Source organism: Metabacillus litoralis, assembly GCF_020524045.1.
GTDB lineage: Bacteria > Bacillota > Bacilli > Bacillales > Bacillaceae > Metabacillus > Metabacillus litoralis_C.
On sequence record NZ_JAIVKL010000025.1, the window covers coordinates 13,059 to 38,536 of the forward strand.

15 protein-coding genes and 1 pseudogene are annotated in these 25,478 nt (G+C 34.9%); 14 read left to right on the top strand and 2 right to left on the bottom strand.

All coding sequences use genetic code 11. From position 1 onward, the window contains the following. Window positions 1–1,017: 1,017 nt before the first annotated feature. From LC076_RS22155 to LC076_RS22185, 7 genes are all read left to right on the top strand, one after another. Window positions 1,018–1,266: an acyl carrier protein gene (locus tag LC076_RS22155; RefSeq protein ID WP_226671318.1), complete on the top strand. Its 249-nt coding sequence runs from the start codon at window positions 1,018–1,020 to the stop codon at window positions 1,264–1,266. Then, window positions 1,259–2,653, top strand: coding sequence for an AMP-binding protein (locus tag LC076_RS22160; RefSeq protein ID WP_226671319.1), 1,395 nt, complete (start codon window positions 1,259–1,261; stop codon window positions 2,651–2,653). Before LC076_RS22155 ends, LC076_RS22160 begins: the two co-directional genes overlap by 8 nt. 204 nt (window positions 2,654–2,857) lie before the next feature. Next, complete coding sequence (locus LC076_RS22165; protein ID WP_226671320.1) at window positions 2,858–4,309, top strand: MBOAT family O-acyltransferase; 1,452 nt, start codon at window positions 2,858–2,860, stop codon at window positions 4,307–4,309. Between the two features lie 86 nt (window positions 4,310–4,395). Further along, window positions 4,396–5,304, top strand: coding sequence for a hypothetical protein (locus LC076_RS22170; protein ID WP_226671321.1), 909 nt, complete (start codon window positions 4,396–4,398; stop codon window positions 5,302–5,304). Window positions 5,305–5,548: 244 nt separating this feature from the next. After that, window positions 5,549–6,613 (top strand): Fe(3+) ABC transporter substrate-binding protein, encoded by a 1,065-nt coding sequence (locus LC076_RS22175; protein ID WP_226671322.1) that lies wholly within the window; start codon window positions 5,549–5,551, stop codon window positions 6,611–6,613. A gap of 244 nt (window positions 6,614–6,857) precedes the next feature. After that, window positions 6,858–8,501 (top strand): ABC transporter permease, encoded by a 1,644-nt coding sequence (locus LC076_RS22180; protein ID WP_226671323.1) that lies wholly within the window; start codon window positions 6,858–6,860, stop codon window positions 8,499–8,501. Next, complete coding sequence (locus tag LC076_RS22185; RefSeq protein WP_226671324.1) at window positions 8,501–9,235, top strand: ABC transporter ATP-binding protein; 735 nt, start codon at window positions 8,501–8,503, stop codon at window positions 9,233–9,235. The genes LC076_RS22180 and LC076_RS22185 overlap by 1 nt, the downstream gene beginning before the upstream one ends. A 505-nt stretch (window positions 9,236–9,740) precedes the next feature. On the opposite strand, the pseudogene LC076_RS22190 reads toward LC076_RS22185, so the two are convergent. Then, window positions 9,741–10,007: pseudogene (locus LC076_RS22190) on the bottom strand (tyrosine-type recombinase/integrase); the annotation flags it as partial. 377 nt (window positions 10,008–10,384) lie between these two features. Here LC076_RS22190 and LC076_RS22195 point away from each other — a divergent pair. The 7 genes from LC076_RS22195 to LC076_RS22225 all read left to right on the top strand — a co-directional run bounded on the left by LC076_RS22195 (window position 10,385) and on the right by LC076_RS22225 (window position 22,255). Beyond that, window positions 10,385–13,921: a polymorphic toxin-type HINT domain-containing protein gene (locus LC076_RS22195; protein ID WP_226671325.1), complete on the top strand. Its 3,537-nt coding sequence runs from the start codon at window positions 10,385–10,387 to the stop codon at window positions 13,919–13,921. Between the two features lie 15 nt (window positions 13,922–13,936). Then, complete coding sequence (locus tag LC076_RS22200; RefSeq protein ID WP_226671326.1) at window positions 13,937–14,278, top strand: hypothetical protein; 342 nt, start codon at window positions 13,937–13,939, stop codon at window positions 14,276–14,278. 444 nt (window positions 14,279–14,722) lie between these two features. Continuing rightward, the gene (locus LC076_RS22205; RefSeq protein ID WP_226671327.1) at window positions 14,723–17,227 is read left to right on the top strand and encodes a phosphatase PAP2 family protein; all 2,505 of its coding nucleotides are present in this window, start codon (window positions 14,723–14,725) and stop codon (window positions 17,225–17,227) included. 1,050 nt (window positions 17,228–18,277) lie between these two features. After that, a complete protein-coding gene (locus tag LC076_RS22210; RefSeq protein ID WP_413466021.1) occupies window positions 18,278–19,225 on the top strand; it encodes a carbohydrate ABC transporter permease in 948 nt (315 codons plus the stop codon). Then, window positions 19,226–20,065 (top strand): carbohydrate ABC transporter permease, encoded by an 840-nt coding sequence (locus LC076_RS22215; protein WP_226671328.1) that lies wholly within the window; start codon window positions 19,226–19,228, stop codon window positions 20,063–20,065. Window positions 20,066–20,098: 33 nt separating this feature from the next. Next, the gene (locus tag LC076_RS22220) at window positions 20,099–20,731 is read left to right on the top strand and encodes a YesL family protein (RefSeq protein ID WP_226671329.1); all 633 of its coding nucleotides are present in this window, start codon (window positions 20,099–20,101) and stop codon (window positions 20,729–20,731) included. 192 nt (window positions 20,732–20,923) lie between these two features. Then, window positions 20,924–22,255, top strand: a complete 1,332-nt coding sequence (locus tag LC076_RS22225) for an ABC transporter substrate-binding protein (RefSeq protein ID WP_413466022.1) — start codon at window positions 20,924–20,926, stop codon at window positions 22,253–22,255. Between the two features lie 382 nt (window positions 22,256–22,637). Here the strand turns inward: LC076_RS22225 and LC076_RS22230 are convergent, their stop codons facing one another. Beyond that, on the bottom strand, window positions 22,638–25,472 hold the full coding sequence (locus LC076_RS22230; protein WP_226671330.1) for an ABC transporter permease: 2,835 nt from the start codon (window positions 25,470–25,472) through the stop codon (window positions 22,638–22,640). Window positions 25,473–25,478: the final 6 nt, after the last annotated feature.

Consider the following 25,478-nt stretch of genomic DNA (forward strand, 5'->3'; position numbering starts at 1 on the left):
ACAGGAGTCTCATGCCTTTCACTCCAATCAACAAAGTTAAAAATCAACCTTAAGCTTTAACATAGCCTTTTCTTTTAGTGACGTTCAAAATGATGCGTATTAATAAAAATCACAATCACTCATTAGTCTGTGATTAGTGAGTGATTTATTCTAATAAATATAGAAAACTATAATTAGTTGCTTAGTTGCTGTACTGAAATGTTGAATTGAAATCAATTGCCTCCTTTAAAAATAATCTCTCTCTTTGTTCTCTCTATTCTTTATACAGTATAGTGAAATCTCGATCCAAACCTATTAATTATAGGTAATCCACATTTATACCTTATGTAATAACTGTTTGTGGAATCCCGCCTGTTGCTCCTACAAAAGCACTTAGAACGGTAATGAATTACTGGTTTTCCATTATTATTACTTTGATTTGATTGATGAATCAATGTAAAATTTCAGATGGTTTATAAAATTTTAGAAGTTGAAGAAGCTCTTGTTATAGCTTGTCAATATTATCTATGACTTCTCCACGTTCAAACACCGTGGCCTTTTATTTTTATTGTTGAGGGCTGAGCAAGTCCGTTCACTTAGTTAAAAGTGGGAAGCTAGAAACTGTGACAAGTAAATAATGAACTACAAAAAGAATTCCATAAATTAGAAGAGGTAAATACCATCTAAAAAAGGCTGCGTGAGTTATTGACCTTTTGAAAAGTGTTATGCTAGAATCATATATGAAAATGATAATTATTATCAATTGATATGTATAGTAAGTGGTATCTAGATGAATGTTTTTCTTAGAGCTAGATTGCTTTTTTTGTAATGATGAATTGAGCTAAAGTGTGTATGTTATCCGATAAAAAAGTATAACTAGCAAGAAATATGGATTAAGATACCGTGAAATTTCAGGTGTAGTATCTTAAAGATTTCGTTGTTGAAAACTAGAAAGTGTGACAGATACAGAAACTTTTTGAGCTAACAGATTTTCATACAAATGCAGAAGATAGTTAATTAGTGAAAGGGTGGAAATAAATGAAAAATATTGAGAAATATAGAAATGCATTTATCAATGTGCTGGACGTGAAAGAAGATGATCTAAGTGAAGATTTAGCTCTTGGAAAAGTTAGAGAATGGGATTCGATTGGACATATGGCACTTATTTCTGAGATTGAGGATGTTTTTGATGTCTCAATAGATTCAGAATGGATTACAGAATTCAACTCTTACCAGTCAGGAATTGAGCTCCTGGAACGCTTAGGAGTGGACTTTATTAATGAATAGTTTCCAAAAAATTGAGGAGTTTGGGAACCGCACCGCAGTATATGCTGGACGAAAATATTCTTACTCAGAAATGGTAGAAATCGCTGATGCTATCTGTGGTGAAGTAGGTGAGAGAACGCTCATTTTTTGCTTGTGTTCAAACAACAAAGAGTCTTTATTCGGCTACGTGGGTTTTATTAGAGGTGGTGTTGTTCCTGTACTTTTGGATGCAGCGATGCATTTTGATCGTCTGAGCAGATTGATTAACCTTTATAAGCCTACATATATCTGGGCAAGTAGTGAAAATCAAGACCTCTCAAAGATAATGGATCGTGCGTTTGTATTTGGTGACTACACATTATTTAGATGTCCTTCATTTTACAAACATGATCTTCATAAGCATCTTGCGCTACTTTTAACAACCTCTGGGAGTACTGGGAGTCCCAAATTTGTTCGTTTAAGTTATGAAAATATATTCACAAATGCTGAATCAATAGCAAAGTATCTTGACATTAATTCAGAGGATAAACCTATAACAACACTTCCAATTAATTACTCCTATGGTCTTTCTATCATTAATAGTCATCTTATATGTGGGGCTACAATAATTGTAACCGATGAATCTATCATGAAAAAAGAGTTTTGGGACTTATGTAGAGAGCAAGGAGTAACTACTTTTGGAGGAGTTCCCTTTGTGTATGAGATGCTCGATAGGCTGAAGTTTGAAGACTTTAATCTTCCAAGTCTAAAAAACCTAACTCAAGCAGGTGGGAAATTAAGCTCAAATCTATCGATTAAATTTGCTGAAGTATGTAATCAGAAAGGTATACAATTTTTTACCATGTATGGTCAAACTGAAGCAACAGCGCGGATGTCCTATCTACCTTATGAAAAAAACCTTGATAAAGTCGGGAGTATTGGCATTGCCATCCCAGGTGGAGAACTGATTTTGCAAGATGATAATGGCAACAAAATTACTACACCTAATGTTAGAGGTGAATTGATTTATAAAGGAGCAAATGTTTCTTTGGGGTATGCTGAGTCGTTATTCGATCTTTCGAAAGAAGATGAAAACAACGGTATATTGCGTACAGGTGATTTGGCTTACTTTGATCAGGATGGGTATTTTTTCATATCTGGCCGAATCAAAAGAATGATTAAAGTCTATGGAAACCGTATCAGCCTTGATGAAGTGGAAGGATTTTTAAATGAGCATGGTCATGATTGTATCTGCACTGGGGCTGATGAAAAAATGTATATTTACACATTAAAAGATGATTCTGATCAAATTAAAAATATAATTAAGGAAAAATTAAACTTAAAAGGCTTTAAGATTATGAGAATTGAGAGTATTCCACGTAACCATTTTGGTAAAATTCTCTATTCTGAGTTACCTAAAGATCGATAATGTATAGTCATCCGGATGAGTAACAGGATATAAATACTGAGTTCTGAAAACTGTGTTTAATTACTAGGTGAAACCTTGATAAACACGTTTTTTTGTGAGTTTTTCTCAAGCGTTACTTCAACCTGTTCTAGGTTTCAAGGCAACTCTGACATCGATAGGGTTGTCTCTTGATTTATATATGAAAATTAATTATTAGGTGATTGGATGACTTTTATATCAATTGAGTTTCTCCTATTTTTAGCAATAATTGTATTTACTTATTATTTAATCCCCCATCGATTCAGATGGTTTCTATTATTAATAGCAAGCTACGTTTTTTACGCGATCTTAAGTGTCCAATTTATACCTTTACTACTTACTAGCACGGCTTTTACTTATTTTACTGCAATTATAATCGAAAAACAGGAGACAAAAAAACAGAAGAAAAAAGTCCTCCTGGTTGGTCTTTCAGGATTATTGTTTTTTCTAGGTTGGTTTAAATATTTTAATTTTGTAAATGACTCACTTCAAGCAATTGCAAAATATATGGATTGGAATTATACCGTACCATACCAAGAGATTGTCCTGCCTTTAGCCATTTCTTTTTATACCTTTCAGGCAGTAAGTTACCTTGTGGATACCTACTATGGAAAACAAAAGGCAGAAAGACATTACGGCTATTTCTCAATCTATTTTGCTTTTTTTCCACAATTGGTTGCTGGTCCGATTGAACGTGCTAGGAAATTGCTTCCTCAATTTAAAAAGGAACAATCTTTAGACTATGAAAATCTAAATTACGGCATGAAACGAATTGCATGGGGGTTTTTTAAGAAGACCTTAATTGCAGATCGATTAGCTCCAATAGTATCTAGTGTATACGATAGTCCTAACCCGACTGGTTCAGAAATCGTATTAGCTACTATTCTGTTCTCAATCCAATTGTTCGCTGATTTTTCAGCATGCAGTGATATAGCCATTGGTTCTGCTAGAATGCTAGGGATTAAACTGACAGAAAACTTTAAACAACCTCACTTTGCCGTTTCGATATCCGATTTTTGGAGTAGATGGCATATCACGCTTTCTACATGGCTAAGAGACTATATCTTTGTTCCACTATGTAAGGGAAAAAAGAAGAGAAGTGAAATTTATGTAGCCATTGTGCTTACCTTTTTAGTTAGTGGGATTTGGCATGGAGCTGCTTGGACTTTTGTTATTTGGGGTCTCATTCATGGAATTTATCGAGTGTTTGGAGATTCTACAAAGTATTTCCGAGGAAAAATCGCTTCATTTATTAGATTGGATAGAACTCCAGAGTTGCATAAGTGGGTAAAAATTGCGATTACGTTTCTGCTGGTTTGCTTTTCAAGAGTGTTCTTTCGATCGGATTCAGTTACACATGCATTCGATAATGCTCAGCTCTTTTTAACCCTTAGTTCCTGGAGACCATCGGGAATAATAAAAGCATTTGAACTATTTTCTTTACTAGATTTAGTGATATTTATTTTATTTTTCATGATTGTACAACTATTTCACTATATCGAGAGAAAAAATGTTTCAGCATGGGAATTTCTATCAAAACGCTCGGCCTTTGCTAGATTTGCCTTTTATATTTTTATTATTTTCTCAGTCCTTGTATTCGGTGCAACGGGTAATGGGTTTGTTTATGGTGGATTTTAATCCATTCTCCAACCTTAAATTTGGTTGTTAGTTTTTGAGGCAAGAAGCATGCTAGTAATAGAAGCACTGTATGGAAAGGATTTACTATGAAACGTTTTTTTATTCAGGTAACAATGATCATACTTGTTGTGATCCTATTGTTTATACCAGTCAATCAATTTGTAAAAAACTCTTATGATTATAATATAGACCATGCCATACTGGTGTTTAAGAAGAATCCATATCCAGTTGATATTATTAATGTAGGTGCATCTCATTCCATGTATGGGTATTATTTTAAGCCCACTGGGTTGTCTCATCTGGATTTAGCACTTCCTGCTCAGACCATTCAATATGACTATAAATTGTTGAGAGAGTACGGTGAGTATCTTAAACCTGGTGGTGTAGTCATTGTTTCTGTCTCTCAAATTACGTTCACAAATTCTGAGGTCTATAACATTGGAAATTACTATAACATATTAGATCATACCGATATTGAACCGTTTCAACTTATGGATTATTACAGTTACTTGTACTTACCCGGGACAAATAGAGGGAGTCTGAATTCTGCAATCTCGGGTAAATTAAAAAACTTTAGGTGGAATGCTCATAAACCTTGGGCAAATAACGGTAAAAACTATTCGAGAAGAAAGTATGAGAGAGTAGATGCAGAATACAAAGAAGCGGTTGAAAGCAATAGCATTGAACGAAATGTGAAGCAATTAAAAGAGATTGTAGATTATTGTAACGAGAAAGGCTATCAAGTCATATTAACCATGGAGCCAGTGCATCAGTCTTATCAAGAATATTTTAATGAAGAAGTAATGAATAGACTTGTTTTTCAATACTTAAAAGCGCTTAATTTAGATGTTCAATTTTTAAATTATATGAGTGATCCTAGATTCATAGACAACAAAGAATATTTTATAGATCCCGATCATTTAAACAGTAAGGGAAGAAAACTGTACTCTTGGATAGTATATAAGGATCTTAAGAAATTAGGCTATTTTAGGTAAGGTAAACACTACTACGGCAATATCTGGAGTAAGTGAACAAATGAAAACAAACTATCTCCTAACATGCTAACATCATGCAAATAAAAAAACGAAAAACATTCGTTAAAGATTTCTATCAACAAGCACACTATTACAAATTTAAAAATTGACAACAATTATCATTAGCGCTTACAATGACAAACATAAGTGTTTGATAATGAATATCATTGTTAATTGCTTCATTTATTCATAGGGGGGAAAGTACATGAAGATATCTATGAAAGCCTTATTCGTTTCTTTAATGACAATTACAATCATCTTTATATCAGGTTGTGGGCAATCGAATGAAACTAAAACTGAATTTGCTACGGGGAAAAATGGAGCTGTAAACCTTTATACAAGTAGACATTATGATACAGATACTGCAATTTACAAAAAGTTTGAAGATCAAACAGGCATTAAAGTAAATGTCGTTCAAGGTAATGGCAGTGAATTAATGGAACGACTCGAGCGAGAAGGAGAAGCAACTGAAGCGGATGTGTTTTTAACATCTGATGCTGGTAATTTGGCTTATTTAAAGGAGAAGGGCTTAACACAATCCGTAACAAGTGAAGTATTAGCAACTAACATTCCTGAAAAACTGCGTGATATTGATAGTGAATGGTTTGGTTTAACAAAGCGGGCCCGCGTAATCGTATATGCGAAGGATCGTGTAAATCCAGCGGACCTATCAACATATGAAGCATTAACAGATGCTAAATGGGAAGGAAAAGTGCTAATTCGATCTTCCGAAAATATATACAATCAATCACTACTTGCTTCTTTCATTGAATTAAATGGTGAAGAAAAAGCGAAAGAATGGGCAGCTGGTGTAGTAGCGAACATGGCACGTGAGCCAAAAGGTGGGGATATCGATCAAGTGAAAGCGGTAGTTGCAGGTGAAGGAGATATTGCGATTTCCAATACCTATTATGTTGCGCGATTACTAAATTCAACGAACCCAGAAGATGCAAAGATTGGCGAGCAAGTAGGCATCTTTTTCCCTAACCAAGAGACGACGGGAACACACATCAACATAAGTGGGGCTGCAGTGACAAAGCATGCCAAAAACATGGATCAGGCTATTAAGTTCCTTGAATTCTTATCAGGTGAAGAAGCACAAGCAGCATTTGCAGAAGGAAATAATGAATATCCAGTAAACGAAGCTGTAGAGGCTTCTGAAACAATAAAGTCGTGGGGAGAGTTTAAGGAGCAGGACATTAACTTAACAATTCTAGGTGAAAACAATGCACGTGCTATCCAAATTTTCAATGAAGTTGGTTGGAAATAAAAGGTTGTAGAATGATGCCGTACTCTGAATATTAGAGTGCGGTTTATGTTTTAACCACTATTGGTGAACGATGTTGATTTTTTGCGGGTAGTCGATTTAAACACAAGACATCCCTAAAAATGCTTTGAATGTACGTAATCCTATAACGGAGTCAACAAACCCTTATTTTCAGGGTAGCTATGTTTTAAAATGACATGGAAAAGATTATATAAGATTGATAAAGGTCTATGAAGGTGGGTTAAAAATGAGGTTTGTTCATCAAGTGAAACGGCAACTTAATGTATGGGCAGTTCTTAGTTTTTTATTTGTTCTACTTATTTTGTTACCGAATCTTTTAATTGGTACACATTTCTTTACAACCCCCAATGAAAACTGGAAACATATAAAAGATTTTTTATTAAAAGATATCATAGTGAATACGTTAATTTTAATGAGCTTTACAGGATTTTTTACAACGATTATTGGGACGAGTTTAGCATGGATTGTTACTGCTTATCATTTTCCTTTTCGAAATTTTTTTAGATGGGGATTAATTTTACCCTTAGCCATTCCTCCATTTATTGGGGCTTATACATATCATGGAATCTTAAATTACACTGGAATTATTCAATCAACTTTAAGAAATCAATTTGATATAAAAGTGAACCAGGACTACTTCAATATAATGACGATACCAGGGGCTATATTTATTTTCACAATGTTTTTATTCCCTTACGTATTCGTTATATCCAAGAGCTTCTTTCAAAATCAATCATCTTCTATTGTCGAAAATGCGAAACTTTTAGGTGGGGGACCGTTTGAAATATTTTTCCGGGTCATCATACCGATTTCAAGAGCTGCTATTGTTGGTGGTGTAACGATTGTCATGCTAGAGGTCGTTAATGATTATGGAGTCGTTAAATATTATGGAATTCAAACATTTATCACCTCGATTTTTCAAACTTGGTTTGCGATGGATGATATTGATTCCGCCTTTAAGTTAGCTGGAACATTGATGATTGTGGTTATAGCCGTTCTTCTCTTAGAGAAATTCATAAGAGGAAGAAAAAGATTTAGTTATACTACTACAAAAATTAGACCGATACAACCCAAGGAGGTTCAAGGTTCCAAGGCTTGGCTGTTAACCGGTTACTGTTTATTGATTTTTACCTTTGCTTTTGCTATTCCGTTCGTACAACTCATTCATTGGGTTTTTATGACTTATGAAAGAATTATATCCATCGAATTTATCGAGTTAGTGAGAAATTCCTTTTTTGCTGGATCCATCTCAGCTGTTATGGTTGTTGTGATTGGACTAATTATCGCGAACTATACTCGTATACATAAGGGGATAGTTCCAAAGTTGTTCTCAAAAATAACGGTATTAGGTTATTCAGTTCCAGGAGCTATCATTGCAATAGGAATTATTACAATTTTCATAGCATTGGATCATTGGATCTACTCAATCTTTGCTTTTTTTGGTGGAAATCCTTTGATTGTTTTCCGAACAAGTATAGTGATGTTAATTTCTGCATATGTCATTCGATTTCTTACGGTTGGTTATAGTTCCATTGAAGCAGGGTTTGAGAAGATTGGTACTAATTTTACTGAAGCTTCGAGAACTTTAGGAGTATCAACTGTTAGAACCTTCTTTCGTGTAGATATTGTAATGATACGAGGGGCAATAGTGGGCGGATTTATCCTTGTCTTTGTAGATATTTTAAAAGAACTTCCCCTTACGCTGCTATTACAGCCCTTTAATTTTCATACATTAGCCACGAAAGCTTTTCAGTATGCGAATGATGAGATGATGAGTGAAGCGGCCTCTGCTTCCTTGATAATTATCTTCATCAGCGGAATTAGTATTTACTTCTTTCATAAAGTGCTTGATAAGGAGGGACAAAATTAGTGTTTGTAGATATAAAGAACTTAACATATAAGTATAAAAATACGAGCGAACCAACCATTAAGGATTTCTCCTTACAAATGAAAAAGGGAGACATTTTCTCGATTCTCGGTGAAAGTGGGAGTGGGAAAAGTACAATCTTACGATTAATTGCAGGGTTAGAAATTCCAATGAGTGGATCGATATCCATGAACAATCGAACGATTTTTGATGAACGGACGTATATACCACCTGAAAAAAGAGAAGTGGGTATGGTTTTTCAAGATTATGCACTATTTCCGCATATGACAGTTGCAAATAATATTAAGTATGGCTTACGAAAGATGAATAAAAAGGAAAAAATGGAAAAAATGGAAGAAATGCTGTCTTTAGTGAACTTATCCAAATATAAAGATCGCTACCCTTATGAGTTAAGTGGAGGACAGCAACAACGTGTTGCACTTGCAAGAGCATTAGCACCTGCTCCCACTTTATTAGTATTCGATGAACCATTTAGTAATCTTGATACATATCTCCAGATTAGAATAAGGGATGAGTTGAGAGAGATTTTAAAACAAACAGGGATTACATCTATTTTTGTAACTCATGATCAAGAAGATGCAAAAGTTCTTGCTGACGAAATAATCTATTTAGAAAATGGAAAAGTGATTTGGAAAGGCACTCCTGATGAATTACTTCCCTACTCACAAGGTAGCCATCTAAATCAAATGAAAGCAGAAAAGATGTATAACAGATAGAAAAAGTAGAAGAGTGTGCATAAGGTATACTCTTCTTTTATGAGGAGTTTAGGATAGGAATTTATAGTTCTTGATTACTTGGACAATGTGTTAATTATAACTGCCGTTAGTGTTGGTAAGCTTGCACGTATTTTAACGATTAAAGAATGACTTTATTAGTTAGTCGCAGGAGAAGTAGAAGGTCTAATAAATCATGTTTAAGTACAATAAATAGAAATGCTTAGTAAAAAACTGTAGAGTTGTCAGTAAGATCATTACACCAATCATCAGGTTAGCTACTATGCTAACATTTTGGTAACGCACTTCAATGAAAAGTGAAAAACGTTTGTTAAAGATGTTACAGACAGAATTTAACAAAACCCTGATATATCGCACTCTCCACACATCAGGTTAAAGATATTACACACTCTCACCTTAGGGGCGGCATGATGTAATGACGCCCTCAAACGCTTGATATGATTGGGTTTTAAAGTAAGATGAGAGTGGTTTGTTAACATTGAGGATTTTAATGGAGGCTTCTCATGAGTTCACCGAACTTTTGAGAGGCCTCTTTTTTCATTTCTTGGGTGACGTGTAGATACACATTTTTTGTAATCTGGTCATCAGTATGACCAAGACGGTCCATAATTTGTTCGAGTGAGACACGGGCTTCGGCAAGCAACGATGTATGAGTGTGCCTTAAACTATGGGGTGTTAAATCTTCATTTAGGCCAGCTATTTTAAGTAGCCTTTTCATGCGGTCTCGCACATTTTTTATGACGATGGGATAACCGAATTGGCGCTCTTTTTATGTTCTTTCAAAGCGTTGATAACATCTTCATCCACTACTTTTTCTATGGCTAAATATAACCACAATCGGTTTAAAGGAGGATAATCTTACTAATAGTAATTTAGTATGAGAAGTTGACTGAATATGTAGGAACAAGTATTATAAAATGGAAAAGTTGGTAATTAAAACCATAAAACTGGATAGATAGTCTATACAATGTAATATATTACTAGTTTTTATGTTTTTATTAAGAAATCTGAATCACATTAGATATGGAGTGCTAGAAGTTTTGAGATAATTGTAAAATTTTAAGATGAGCTTATTTATCCAAGTTTAGGGTAAAACCAACTTCTTCAAATAACTATTTAAGGGGTGTTTTAATGAAAAAACAATTTTCAAAAAAAGTTACATTGATATTTCTATCATTCATTTTATTGTTTTCTTATTCTTTTCCCTCATGGGGGATTGCAGAATCTAGTGCAAAAAGTAAAACCCAGCAGGTAGATGATATCAGTGAATATACAAAAACTTCTATCTCTAAAAAGATTGATACCCTACTCAGTAATGTAGAAAGTAACTACAATGAAGAAGATATTTTAAATATTACAACCGAAATAAAAGATTATATACCAGCTGAAAGCTATTTGGGGTTCAACCGTCTCAGTAGTCCTAAGCTTATAGAACTCATTAAACAATTAATACCATTACTAAAGGATAAGGAGGAAAAAAGAGAGTGGGCTTTAGTAGCGTTAGGCTTTAATAAAATTGTAACTGAGGATGTAGAAATCATTGTGTCAGGGACAACCTTAACAAAAAAGGCTCAGGCAGAACATTCACAGATAATTAAACAATACAAACAGGCAGTCAAACTTTACGAAGAACAAAATTATACAGCAACAATTAGTCATGTTAGGAACTCATTTTATAAATTCTTTGATATGTTATCTTCAATTAAGTTTGAATATAAATTAGACGGAGACAAAGACAAAGATGGCCTCTTAGAAATTGAAGAATTAACCTACAAAACCAATCCTCTAAAAGCAGATACTGATGGTGATGGACTATCAGATAGTTTTGAAATGCAGCAGTCTTATACCAATCCTCTAAAGATTGATTCTGATGGAAATGGAATAGGGGATGAGAGAGAAGATATAGACGGCGATAAACTCACCAATAAACAAGAACAAGAACTACATACGAATCCATTAAAGTCAGACACAGATGAAGATGGGTTATCTGATGGAGAAGAGGTAAAAGCAAGTACTAACCCAACAGAAGGAGATACGGATCAAGATAAACTGTTAGATGGAGAAGAACCGGCACTAGGTTTTCAACCAACTAACCAAGATACAGACGGTAATGGTATTATTGATGGCGATGAAATAGTAACGGTTACTACTCGACCAGAAAATGGCATACAAGATGAACTCGTTGTTCCTTCTGTCAAAATTAAATCATCAGCTACGGGTAGTAGTACAACTTCTATAACAAGTTTAAAAGAACGAAATACGTTTGTTAGTGAGGAAATACCTGGGTATATAGGGTCAGCTTATGAATTCGAAACAGAAGTAGAATTTGACGAAGCTGAAATGACGTTTGCTTATGACCGTTCAGTGGTAACGGAAGAATTCAGACCGGAGATATTTTATTATAATAAAAACACTCAACAATTAGAGCGGGTAGAAAATCAAACTCATGATTCCGATAATCATACAGTTACGGCAGATGTTACTCATTTTAGCACATATCTTTTGCTCAATGGAGTTGAATGGGATAAGGCATGGAGTAAAGAAGTAGGTTTACCTTCTGATAGAGATGAAGAAGATAATGGTGAAATCCAATATATTGATCTTGTATTTGCCATTGACTCATCAGGAAGTATGTCATGGAATGATCCAAATGAACTAAGAAAAACTGCTGTGAAGAATTTTATAGATACCTTGTTAGAAGAGGACAAAGGTGCTGTTGTTGATTTTGATAGTGATGCCAATATTGTAATCAGTCTCACTTCAGATAAACAAAAGTTAAAGGTGGCAGTAGATACTATAGATGATAGTGGTGGCACGAATATCTATAGCGCATTAACTACCTCACTAGATGAAGTACTAAAAGGTCAAAATAGTAAGAAATATGTAATACTGCTAACAGACGGTGACGGAACATGGCATGATTCTGCATTAAAAAGAGCAATTGATAATCAAGTTTCCGTTTATACAATTGGTCTGGGAAGTAGTATAGATATAAACTTATTAAAAAAGATAGCTAGTGAAACAGGCGGTAAATACTACCATGCATCTACTGCTAATGAATTAGGTGAACGTTTTGGTGAAGTAGCCGATGAAACTACTGGCAATGGGGATAAAGATTCTGATAATGATGGTCTGTCTGATTTACTAGAAACAAACGGCATTCGGGTAGGTAATGGTAAATTCATTAAAAGTGATCCGAATAACTCTGATACTGATGGTGACGGACTTTTAGATGGAGAAGAAATATTTATAGATAACTATAATAATAATCAGTATGGGTTAATGAGTTCCGAGCCGAATAAGCGGGATTCTGATAATGATGGCTTAGATGATTACACAGAAGTAGAGTTTGGTACAGATGCTTTCGATAGTGATACAGACGGTGACGGGTTAAATGATAGCAAAGAAATAAAGTCAGGATTTGACGCGTTGAATAACAACCCTGATAAAGATTCTTACCTTGATTCTGAGGAAATGAAGAATGGGACAGACCCATTCATTTATGACGCTACGACATGGGAATTTAGCCAAAATCTCTTACTTGGGGCTCTTTGGGGTGATGGTGGTAAAACTGCATTAGAATGGGGGATTATATCCTCAACAACCTATAATTCAATAGCGTTTTTAACTGGAAAAGTTCTTTCTGGTATAGTAGCAATTGGAGATATTAGAGATGCCGTTGGAAATTTAGTTGATGGAAACCCTTGGGGAGTAGTGCTTTCGCTTGTTGGTATTGTACCAGTAGTAGGTGATGGTACAAAGATAATTGCTGATATAGTTAGCTTTGCTAATAGGACAAGTAATAACTTAGATAAAGCAGTATATTTTGTAGACAAGATCCTAAGGAAGATAGATAATTCACTTGCTGATGAAGCACTATCTAAATTATTACGAACGTGTAATTGTTTTTCTGCAGGGACTAAGGTTTTAACGGATACAGGCCAAAAAAGTATTGAAGAAATCGATATAGGAGACCAAGTCCTTTCAAAAAATGATGAAACTGGGGAAACTGCATATAAGGAAGTCATAGGTTTATTTCAAAAGGATACAGATGAGATTTACTCATTGCAAATTGGTAATGAAAAGATGAAGGTGACTGCCGAGCATCCTTTTTGGTTAGATGAAAAAGGATGGACACAAGTTGAAGAACTTAAAATTGGTGATCTACTTGTTACGAGTGACGGCCAAAAACTACCAATCGAAAATATTACTAAAGAGAAAACAGAAGAAACTGTATATAATTTCGAGGTTGAAGGTTTCCGCTCATATTTTGTTACCAACTTAGGAATTTGGGTGCATAATTGTAATATTGGTACATTCGGTAGCAAAACAATCGAACATATTTTTCATGGACGTACAGATGGAGTAAAAGTATCAGGATATCACCATAAAAACATAAATTCTCCATATACACTATCTAATGTTAGCTCGCCAAATCAATTTGGTGTGTATAAGGCAAGAGTTACTTTTAATGGGCAATCTAAGTTTTCTACATTCTTTCCAGAAAATTGGAATAGAACAGATGTGCTTAATGCCATAAAAGAAGCAAAAACAAATGTAACTGTATCTGGACCAGGATGGTATGAAGGAACAACTCCTTCCGGTATGAAAATTAGAATGTGGATTAATAATAATGGGTTAATAGATACAGCTTTCCCAATTTATTAAGAAAGGTGCGATAATTTGAGATATAAATATTCAATCATTGAGGATCCTAAGAGTGAATATAAGAAGATTAAGCTACCAGATGAGCTAGCAGTTATTGAGTATCTTCTATATGATATGGAATCTTTTAGAGAAGCAATATTTTTAGAGAATATAGAAAATGTGTTACTAGGAAAATCAACTTCCGAATCAACAGGTGGTAACATTTGTACCCTTGAAATAAATAAAGAATATACAAAAGTGATAAATGATTATGTTCTAGAAGATGGACCTACTTCATGTATGATTGAGACTGAAGATTTAAAAAGTATAATTGAAATTTGGGTTATGGAAAACAAAGATGTCTTAAATAATAATTAGTCTTGAGGGATATGAATAGCAAAGCGGTGTTCAAAATCATCTGAAACGTTGATTTACCAACTATTTTCACTTAATGTTAACAATATTACACTCTCGCAGCTTACAGGTGGCATGATGTAATCATGCCCTCAAACCCTCGATATAAGGAAATTGAAGGATTTTGCTAACAAAAAGCTAACATAATGTTTAAATCTGAGACTTCTCATTTAGTTTTATAACTTTTGAGAAGTCTTTTTCTTGTGCTTAAGTGATAAGAAACATAATTTATAGCATTTCATTGATAACATATCGAAATCAAAAATTTTGCTAATTTTCGTAATAATTCTCTTCCTCTTTACATAAATTTCACCAAATTTCAACAGTTTTCCTACATTAATTTAACAAACATACCTTAAAGTGGAATTTGTATTTTGAAATTATAATAGAAAAGGAGAAATGACAGGTATGAAATTCATAAAGAAAATATCGATACTAGTACTACTTGCAGTACTAACTATGAATTCTTTTGAGCTTTCGATTTTGGCTGCTAGTCAAGATTCTGGTCAGGAGCCTTCAAAGCCTTCAAAGCCACAAGGGACTACTGGAGAAATAAATACAAATCCTTCTGAAGCTGAGCAACTATTTTCAGCAGTGGATAATGGCGGAAATGCTAGTGATTCGCACTTAAAGAATATAGCTGCGACTAATCCTTTTATTAGTATTTTAGATGGTTTTGATCAAGTCTGGTCTTTGAATCAACCAGATTGGAGAGACGGAACAGCGTTAACTGTACCAGGTGCAAATGGTAAGGTTGCTAAATACGGTGACGGACCTACCGTTTATTTTGATGGATATAAAAATGATAAAACAAAGGTAGTAGCGGATAAGAAAACATATGCTAACGAAGAAATTAGAGATTCAGAGACTTGGAGAGCTAATATTAAATATGTAGAAGACGTTACTAAAAACAGAACGGATGAAGAGGCGTTAGCGGCCTATTATGATGATCAAAGAGATAAGATATACAGTATGATGGAAGCTTATGGGCCTTTAGCGAACACTTATGTAGATATCGTTAAACCGATCACAAGTGTTGTCAGATCAAAAGAGGACATGAATGTAGTATTGGAAGAAGCGACTGTTGAGGATCAGAGTCAAGGAATGGGGCAATGGGAGGGGACTAAACTATCAGATGCAATGGATTTAGTTAGTTTAATTAGATTTAGAAATCCTTCTTCCTCAAATCCTTCTAAGTACTTTTTCTCATCTCCAAGACCTTACAGAATGAATTCAAATGGAGAAGTGAAAGAAGTTGTTGATGAGAATGGTTTACCTAAATGGGCGACAATTGGTAGTGGTGAAAGTAAAGTAGAAGAATTACCTTCAGGAGGAAATAAAGAAACGGGAGAAAAACATTACCAACAATACGAAACGAATGTAAAAGTCATTCCTGCATTAGAATATGTAAAAAGAAAAGCGGAAGACGGGCGAGGTAAAGACGGAGCTTTTCCAAGTGGACATACAAGTGCAGCTTATTTGTCAACATTCGGATTTGCATACGCAACCCCTGAAAGATTTGCTGAATTTTTAACTAGAGCAGCTCAAATGGGAGAAAATAGAATAGTGTCTGGTATGCACTCGCCACTTGATGTTATAGGAGCAAGAATACAATCAACTGCAATGACTGCCTACGCATACAACCTTACCGAAAACCAAGAGGTATTAGATAAGGCATATAAAAATGCTGGAGAAGTATTCGGTGAATTGGCTGCATCAAAAGGAATGAGCTTGTACGAATATGCACATACAGTAACAGAGGATTATACGTTTGAAAGTGCATACGATGAACAAAAATGGGAAGATCATGAAACAAATAAAGCATTCTACCGGGAGAAACTTACATACGGATTACCTCAAACTGGTGTAAAAGGTTTAGATCCTGTAGTACCTAAAGGGGCTGAAGTTTTATTGGAAACTCGCCAGCCATATTTAACTGATAAACAACGTAGAGAAGTATTGTATACGACAGAAATTGAATCAGGCTATCCTGTAATAGATGAATCAAATGGTTGGGGAAGAATTGATTTAGTAACAGCATCTGATGGATATGGTGCGTTTTTAAGCAATGTAACAGTGAACATGGATGCTTCAAAAGGAAGATTTAATGCCCATGATTGGTGGAGAAATGATATAACTGGCAGTGGTATGCTTACCAAGCAAGGGACAGGTACACTTACATTGACAGGAAGTAATAGTTATTCAGGGGGAACATTACTGCAAGGAGGAACGTTAGAAGCTACTTCTGCAACTGCTTTTGGTGAAGGCGATCTTTATGTAGAGAATGGTACAGTTTTAGTTAATGTAGAAGAACCTCTGAATTTAAATGGTAACTTAACAATGGAAGCTGGAAGCCTAGATATTGCAATGGATAATGACCAAACTCAACTAAGTGTAGATGGACTAGTATACCTTGATGGTGGGGATCTGAATTTAGATCTTTCTAATTATGAAATAGACAAGGCTACGGATATTACTTTAATGACTGCTGACAAGGTGGAAGGTAAATTCGATCATGTAACTGCAGATGATTACGAGGTATCGGTCACTTATAACAATAATAGTGTTGTTGCACATATCAAAGCAATCGGTACTTCTGATCCAGATTTACCAAATCCAGAAGATCCAGAAAGCCCTGTCAACCCGGAAAATCCTGTTGATCCTGAAGATCCCGAAAAACCTGTTAACCCGGAAGATCCTGAAGATCGAGAAAACTCTGTCGATCCAAAAGATCCAGAGGACTCAGAAGCTCCAAAGAAACAAACCAGTGTTGATTTAACGCAAAAGTCTGTAACGAATGATGGACAAAAACTACCGGAAACTGCCACTACGCACTATCAGTACTTATTAGCAGGGTTTTTACTGTTCTTAAGTGGCTTGTTCTTCCTCTTCATGAGAAAAAGAATAGCATAAGCGTTTAGGTAGTTAAACATATGAAAATATCAAACTGATTAGAAAACCAAATCTCGAATGATTTGGTTTTTTTTTATTTTGTATTCGTGTTAATCATTACCATATGAAATCAAAGATCAATCTATTTCTTGTGTTGATTGACGATCCTTTTCCTTATAAGGAACAACAGTCCTTTTTGTCAGTTCATCCTTTAACTTAATCTTTAACACATGCTAAATTCAATGGCTGTAGTGATAAAAACTATTTAGCTATCTTTAGAGCATTACGGAGAATCGATAGAATATTTTTAAGACTTAACCTTAGAGAGGGTTATCGTTAGAATAGTGTTTAGTTTGTAGTTAAAAAAGTTTTTCATAAGTTGACCAAACTTGTGGGAAGCTTTTTTTGCGAATATTCGACACTGTACAGATTATTCTACTTTCCATACAGAATGTATTAACTTAACTTATGTTTTTATAGGATAATTTTTTGGACTAGGTAGAAATGTTCAACATTAACAATGACTGTAAACCAGAGCTTCTTGATAGGTATATACTTTGAACAACATGTACTTACAAGTTAAAGGTAATGATAAACCGAGTTGTCATAATGAATAGTAAAATAATAGTTTTTGTTAAAGTTAATTATAAAGAGTTATTTATATTAATATGCAACAAAATTAGACATTTTTTTCACAATTTACAAATATTTAGAAAATGCTTGAAATTCAATATTTAGTTATTTATAATAAAAATGTAGTAACACATACGTACGAGTTATTGGTAAATGAGTTTTATATTTGTTCGTACAAAAAAACTTGTAATGATATTGGTACGTATGAAATGTTTCTTTGATGGGGTGTGTAAGCGTTACCAATAAATATATCTCGAAGGGGTGGTTAAATCTAATACAGCTATTATAACTAGCATGACATTCATATTTCTATTCTAGTACTCATTTCGATCTCGCTTTAAACTGTCTTTGATCCAAAATATCCAAGTATTTAATGTGAGTTTTTGGCATGCACTTAAGAGGTTTTAAGCTACTATGTATCAAAGGGAGGTTTTTAACATGTTACCTACTTCAAAGAATACATCACCTGAAATGACTGTAACAGCAAATAGACCAAATAAAGTGTTGAAATTTCTTAATTCTAAAAAAGTTGTACCTTATATTTTTGTTTCTCCTTTTATTCTTTCTTTTTTGGTTTTATCTTTATATCCTTCTATACAAGCAATCATCATGAGCTTTCAGCGAGTACTTCCAGGACAAACAACATATATAGGAATGTCTAATTATTCTAGGGTTCTTAATCCAACCTTTTATAAGGCACTTTCAAATACATCAATCTACGTTTTACTAACCGTTCTCATCTTAGTTATCACACCAATTATTCTAGCGGTATTGCTAGATTCTAAGCTTGTGAAATTTAAAACATTATTCCGTGCATCTTTGTTTTTACCTGCATTAGCTTCAACGATTGTAGCTGGTATGGTATTTAGACTCATGTTTGGTGAAACGGATACAGCTGTGGCTAACCAAATCTTAAATTGGATAGGTCTAGAGTCTGTTGATTGGAGGTATAACGCTTGGTCAGGTATGTTTCTAATGGTTCTTCTCTGTAGTTGGCGTTGGATGGGTGTGAACATTCTTTATTTCTTAGCTGCTCTTCAAAATGTTCCTAGAGAATTATACGAAGCAGCAGAAATGGATGGTGCATCAACGGTTAAGAAGTTCTTTTATGTCACATTACCATTTTTAAAGCCAGTGACCATCTTTGTAACAACCATTTCGGTTATTAATGGTTTTAGAATGTTTGAAGAAAGCTTTGTCTTCTGGGAAGCTGGTTCCCCAGGAAATATCGGATTAACTGTTGTTGGTTATTTATATCAGCAAGGAATTCAGCAAAATGATATGGGATTTGGCGCAGCAATCGGGGTTGTTTTAATGTTAATTATTTTTGCGGTTAGCTTCATCCAGCTTATTTTAACTGGAGCATTTAAGAAAGGGGATGAGTAAATGAAAAAGAAAAAAAATACACTAGTCGTTTGGTTAATTAACATAGGCTTTTGCATCATTTCATTTATTGCACTGTTCCCTATTTTAAATTTGTTAATTTCGTCACTTAGACCTTCTTCCGAATTAATGAGAAATGGAATTAGTTTGGTTTTTGATCCTAGTACATTAAGTTTTAATAACTACACGTATATTTTTACACAAGCTAGTAATTATTGGGGCTGGTACATGAACAGTTTGACCATTTCAGCAATTACGATTATTTTATCGTTATTTTTTTCTTCAATGGTCGGGTATGCACTTGCGTTATATGACTTTAAAGGAAGGAATGTCATTTTTGGGTTTGTGCTATTTATTTTAATGGTTCCTTTTGAAATTCTTATGCTTCCACTATTTCAATTAATGATTAGTTTAAATTTAATCAATACATACACAGCTGTTATTCTACCTGCTGTAGTTGCACCTGTAGCCGTATTCTTCTTCAGACAATATGCCATTGGTCTTCCTAAAGAATTAATGGATGCTGCAAGGATTGATGGAGCTACAGAGTATGGAATTTTCTTTAAGATTATGCTACCGCTAATGGGACCATCGATGGCAGCGATGGCAATTCTTCAAGGATTAGGAAGTTGGAACAATTTCTTGTGGCCATTAATTGTTTTAAGATCGAACGATATGTTTACATTACCGATCGGATTAGCAACGTTATTAACACCTTACGGGAATAATTATGATGTACTCATTGCAGGTTCTGTTATGACAATTATCCCAATCATTATTCTTTTTATCTTTTTCCAACGTTACTTTGTTGCAGGTCTTACAGTTGGTGGAGTTAAGGGGTAAATCTATTGCGATAAAAAGAGGTGGAATATTGATATGAATGGTAAAGAAATTGTATCAAAGTTGGATTTTATTCTTCAATGGATTTACCGCCTTGTCGTACTAAATGTAGTCTGGATTTTCTTTTCAGTTCTTGGATTATTTGTGGCAGGTATCTTTCCTTCCACTGCCGCTATGTTAAGTGTAGCTCGAAAGTGGATGTTGGGTGAACATGAGATTAAAATATTCCAAACATTTAAGAAAACGTATCGTCAAGAATTTGCTACAGCCAATATATTGGGATGGGTTTTAACGATGACCGGGGTTATTCTGTACTTTAATTATCAATTAATGAAGAACTCAGTAAGTGCATTCTCTATTGTAACTCCTTTCGCCTTTTACTTAATGGTTTTCTTCTATATGATTCTATTAATTTGGGCTTTTCCAATGCTCGTTCATTATAAGGCTACGTGGAAACAACATATTAAGAATGCTATTATTGTAGGTTTATCAAAAATCCATTATACCTTCATGTGCGGCTTGGCGATTTATTCAATATTGTATCTATCTTTAAGCTATCCAGGGATTATTCCGTTTTTCACGATTAGCACCTTAGGAATAGGAGTGATGTGGGTTACATTACGGGTTTTTCATAAAATGGATCAGGGACTAAAGGTGAAGTCGCTGTAAAATGTTTTAGTTCCTATTATTTCCTACCTGAAGTGAAAATGTGAAAATAAATTCAGCTAAGAGTATGCATAATTGTTAATTTGTAAGCGCTTATCCTATAGTTAGCGGACTTAAGGGAGGTGAATCTATCGAATTCAACTCATTATGAAAGAACTCTAGGCTTTTAAAAATGATAACCAAGGGGGAAGAAAATTGAAAAGGTCATTATCAGTATTTATAGGGTTACTTATGTGTTTTCTATTAGCAGCATGTAATGGAGGAGACTCAGCATCTGGTGAGGCAACTGAAAAGGAAGTTATAGGTGGAGATGTTGAAAATGCAACGGAATTAAAGTATTGGACATTTGTTGAATTGCACATGGATTTCTTTAAGGACGCAGTTCCACGATGGAATGAACTTCACCCAGATAAACCAATTAAGCTTGTTGCTGAAACATTCCCTTACGATCAAATGCACAACAACTTATTATTAGCGCTACAAGCTGGTAAAGGTGCACCTGATATTTCTGATATTGAAGTAGGTCGTTTTCCGAATTTTTTACAAGGCGAACCACAGCTTTTACCTATGAATGAATATGTAGAACCTGAGATGGATAATTTCATTCAATCAAGATTTGACATATATGCTAAAGATGGAAATTACTACGGTATGCCTACGCATGTTGGTGCTACTGTCATGTATTATAACAAAGAAATTATGGATCAAGCTGGCGTTGATATTGATTCAATCAAAACGTGGGATGACTATGTAGAAGCGGGTAAAAAAGTTGTTGAAAATACTGATGCTGTTATGACTACAGTTCATACTGGTGATGCAACTACTTTCCAACAAATGATCAGTCAACAAGGCTCTGATTTATTTGATGATGAGGGTAATTTAACAATAGATAGCCCTGAAAACATCAAAACACTATCTTTGTTAAATGATATGCTTACTACACATAAAATTGCTGAGTTAACACCTGGTGGTGAACCACATGCTGAAGAATTCTATGCATTTATGAATGAAGGAAAAGCAGCTTCTATCTCCATGCCGATGTGGTATATGGGACGTTTCACTGATTACATGCCTGACTTAAAAGGAAAAATGGTGATTCGACCAATGCCTGCTTGGGAAGAAGGTGGGGATCGCTCAGTAGGTATTGGTGGAACAGGTACAGTTGTCACAAATCAAACAGAGCATGCTGAGCTAGCTAAGGAATTCCTAGCATTTGCAAAACTTTCTAAGGAAGCAAATATTAAACTATGGACAGTTCTAGGGTTTGACCCACCTCGCTGGGATGTTTGGGAAGATCCTGCAGTTCAAGAGGATAACAAATTCTATCAATACTTCGGTACAGATATCTTTGATACATTACTAGAGGTCAAAGACGAAATTAGTGGAATTAACGTGACAGAACAATATCCAGATGTTCTAACAGAATTAAATACCAATACATTAAATAATGTACTAAGGCAGAAATCTGAATCTCCTGAAGAAGCTTTAAAGAAAGCGCAGGAAACAGTTAAAGCAAATATGCAGTAGTTAGTTTAAAGGGTTGAAACACTTTGTTTCAGCTCTTTTTTGTATGCCAGTATGTTCATCAACTAGACGGTGGAAGTCCGTTATCGGCGTTGGGATATGCGAACCTATTAGTCAAAAGCAAGGGTGTCCATGGTGACGTGGAATCTGAAGGAAGCTCTAGTCAAATCCTCGCTCTGAGGTATACGAACTATATTTGAGGTTTCTATTATTAGAAAGAACTTTTTTATACTACTCTCTCTGAAGGGCTATAAGGTCTCTCTTCTAATACAAAGGCTGAATTTAATTATTATAATATTTCTTATTATCACTCGACAAAATTATACAATTTACGGGGGGTGACAGGCACCAAAGAGAAGGCACCAAAGAGAAGTAGGGATTATCCCTACTCCTCTCCAATTTTAATAGCTTGATGGATTCGTATTCTTGAAATCATTCCAATTAAAATGCCTAATCCAACAAGAAGTAATATTCCAGCAAAAGAATAAACAAGCCACTCATCGCTTTGTTTGAAAACCATACGAAAAGGAAGCAATTGTCCTTGACTGCCTAGTGAGTTTTGCAGAAATGGAATGAACAACGTACTTGTTAGTTTACCGATCCATACTCCTAATATAACGGCCATTCCTGTTGTTAAGATTTGTTCCCAGAATAGCATGTTGAAGAGTTGGCGAGTTGACATTCCCATCGCTCTAAAAACACCATACTGCAATGTTCTGGATTTAAGTGATAGAACCCAGTATAACAGAAAGCCGATAAAGGTTATGACTAAAGCAATGAGAAAGCCTAGTGTTAACGAACCATTTAAGCCAGTTAAATAGGCATCGTTTTTTAAATGGATTAAATCGTCTTGAACATCTTGGAATCTCGTAAGTCGAAGTCTTTCTTCTTCAAATCTTGCCGATAGTTCTGCTCGGTCTGCATTGTCTTCTAGGCTAATCCATAATTGATAAGGTTCGATGGCCATTGAATTTTGAATATAAGAAAGATTTCCAACAACAAAGTATGGATGGGTATCAGGATTCCATGATGGCCAATAATCGATAATGTCATAGACAACAAAATGGGCTTGTTGGGCCCCATCCCATCCCATGGAAATGTATTCACCAGGGTGTACATCAAGTTTATCAGCTAGCCCTCTCGAGATCAGAACTGAACTGGTCTGGCTAGCCATTAAATTTAAGTAGTCAAACCAATGGCGATCAGGAGATAAGAGGGATGATCTAAAAGATACTGTTTCCCCAAACGATTTCGTATCAATTCCCATAAGTCGAGTTTCTTCGTACTTATTGGAATCAGCATCAGCGGAATTTGCTACATTGACTTGATTTCTCGTAAACACTCTTGATATTTGCTTAATGCCAGGCCACTCTTTTATATGTGAAGTATCAGGTTCATAGTATAAAGTTCTCACATTTTCTCTTCGTTCCTCTTCAGGAAGGAAGCCTCCAGCCTGAGTCAACTCGAATGGGACTTCTCTATCCCAATATTGTTGTAGGACAATATCAGCGCCAGCTTCATAACGAATTTGTTCCTCTAGGTTTTGATTCACGGTTTGAGCGGTATTGGCACTGAACAAACCAATAGAAATAGCCATTACTAGAAAAAGCATAAAAAACTGATATTGTTTGGAGGTACGTCCAATTTGTAATAAGGTTGTATACATATGAACAGGCCATATCTTTCGTCCAAGCCAAGTGATAAGAGCGATGATCCACGGGTAAATACGGAAACATAATAAGGTAAGTCCAATGATAAATAGACCCGGAATAAGTAACAAAAGAGGATCAATTGATATATTACCGTATGCGTCATTAACGATCGTACGATTTTGATGTAAGGTATACCAGCCATAGCCCGTAATTAACAGTAGAACGACATCAATAAACAACCTATGCCAAATCGCTTGTCCATTACCACGAGAACCTTGCCTTTTTAATGATACAATATTTGTTTTTGTAGCCATTAGTACTGGAACCATGACACTTATTAAACAAACTGCGGCAGCTAACCCAGCATACATATACGTATCTAGTGTGAGTTTTACAGGTAAAAGCTCGCGTTGTGTGAACTCCATAAAGCCAGTTGTAGAGCCTAACATTTTACTCATTAGTAAACCTAACAATGGTCCAATAAGAACAGCTATTCCGCACAGGAATAATGTTTCTATAAAGTAAATGAAGGCAATTTGTCGCTTACCTGCACCACGACTTCGTAGGACAGAAATTTCTGCATGTTGTCTTTCAACGATTAACCTTGAAATCATAAATAAGTAGATAAGCAACATGGTTAAAACAGGGATAAAGAGTGATAAAGTCATCAGACGAAATCGGTTTCCTTCTTGCAGAAGCTGATTAACAATTCCAATCATAGGACTGCTAATTTTCACTTTATTATTTTCCGTAATACGTGTAGATTCAATTCGTAACATACGTTCAACTGGCAATAGTTTTGATGCATCATTTATATTCAATCCAGTATAATCAAATGTGCTGTAAATAAGAACATTGTTAACTAGGTTATCCATATGAAGTAATTTTTCCCGGAACACTTTATCCTCAACGATAAACATGTTTTTAAAATGCTTAGGTGATTCTGGCCAATACAATTCTGAACCTTCAGCTGCTTTAAAGGTACCCACTGGACGGATAATAATGTCTTCATTCAATGTTTCTTGACTCAATCGGATTTCTTCTCCAAGAAGTATATCCAAATCAATTAACGTCTGATCTTGAAGATAGACTTCAATTACATCTTGATTGTCACTGTTTTCTGGCATTCTACCTTGTTCTAGAGTAATATTCTCCTCAAATCCTGAAAGGCTACCTAAAAAAACTCTACTCAAGTTAGCTTCCCCTGAATCACGCTTCCATTGAAGGGCAATGGATGTTAGCATTGTCCCTGATTCCACTTTAGGCATGATAACCTGGCGATTCAAAACATCTTCATTTTTTTCTTCTAACCGTTCTAATAGTTCTTCACGATCAAATTGGGGATTTAACTCTCTCCAATTCAACTCATGTTTAAACATTCCAGGGTAGGTTTCCGTTCTTTTTTGGTAGCGTTCTGACTCACCTACAACAAGGCTTTGTAAAGAACCATCTGTATAGATGGGGATGGAGGCGACTAATGTGATAGTAACCAAGATTCCGATAAACAAGCTGATAACTAACCAATAGTTTTTTAAAATTTTTCTGGCTATCATAGTTAAAATGTTCAAGGTAAT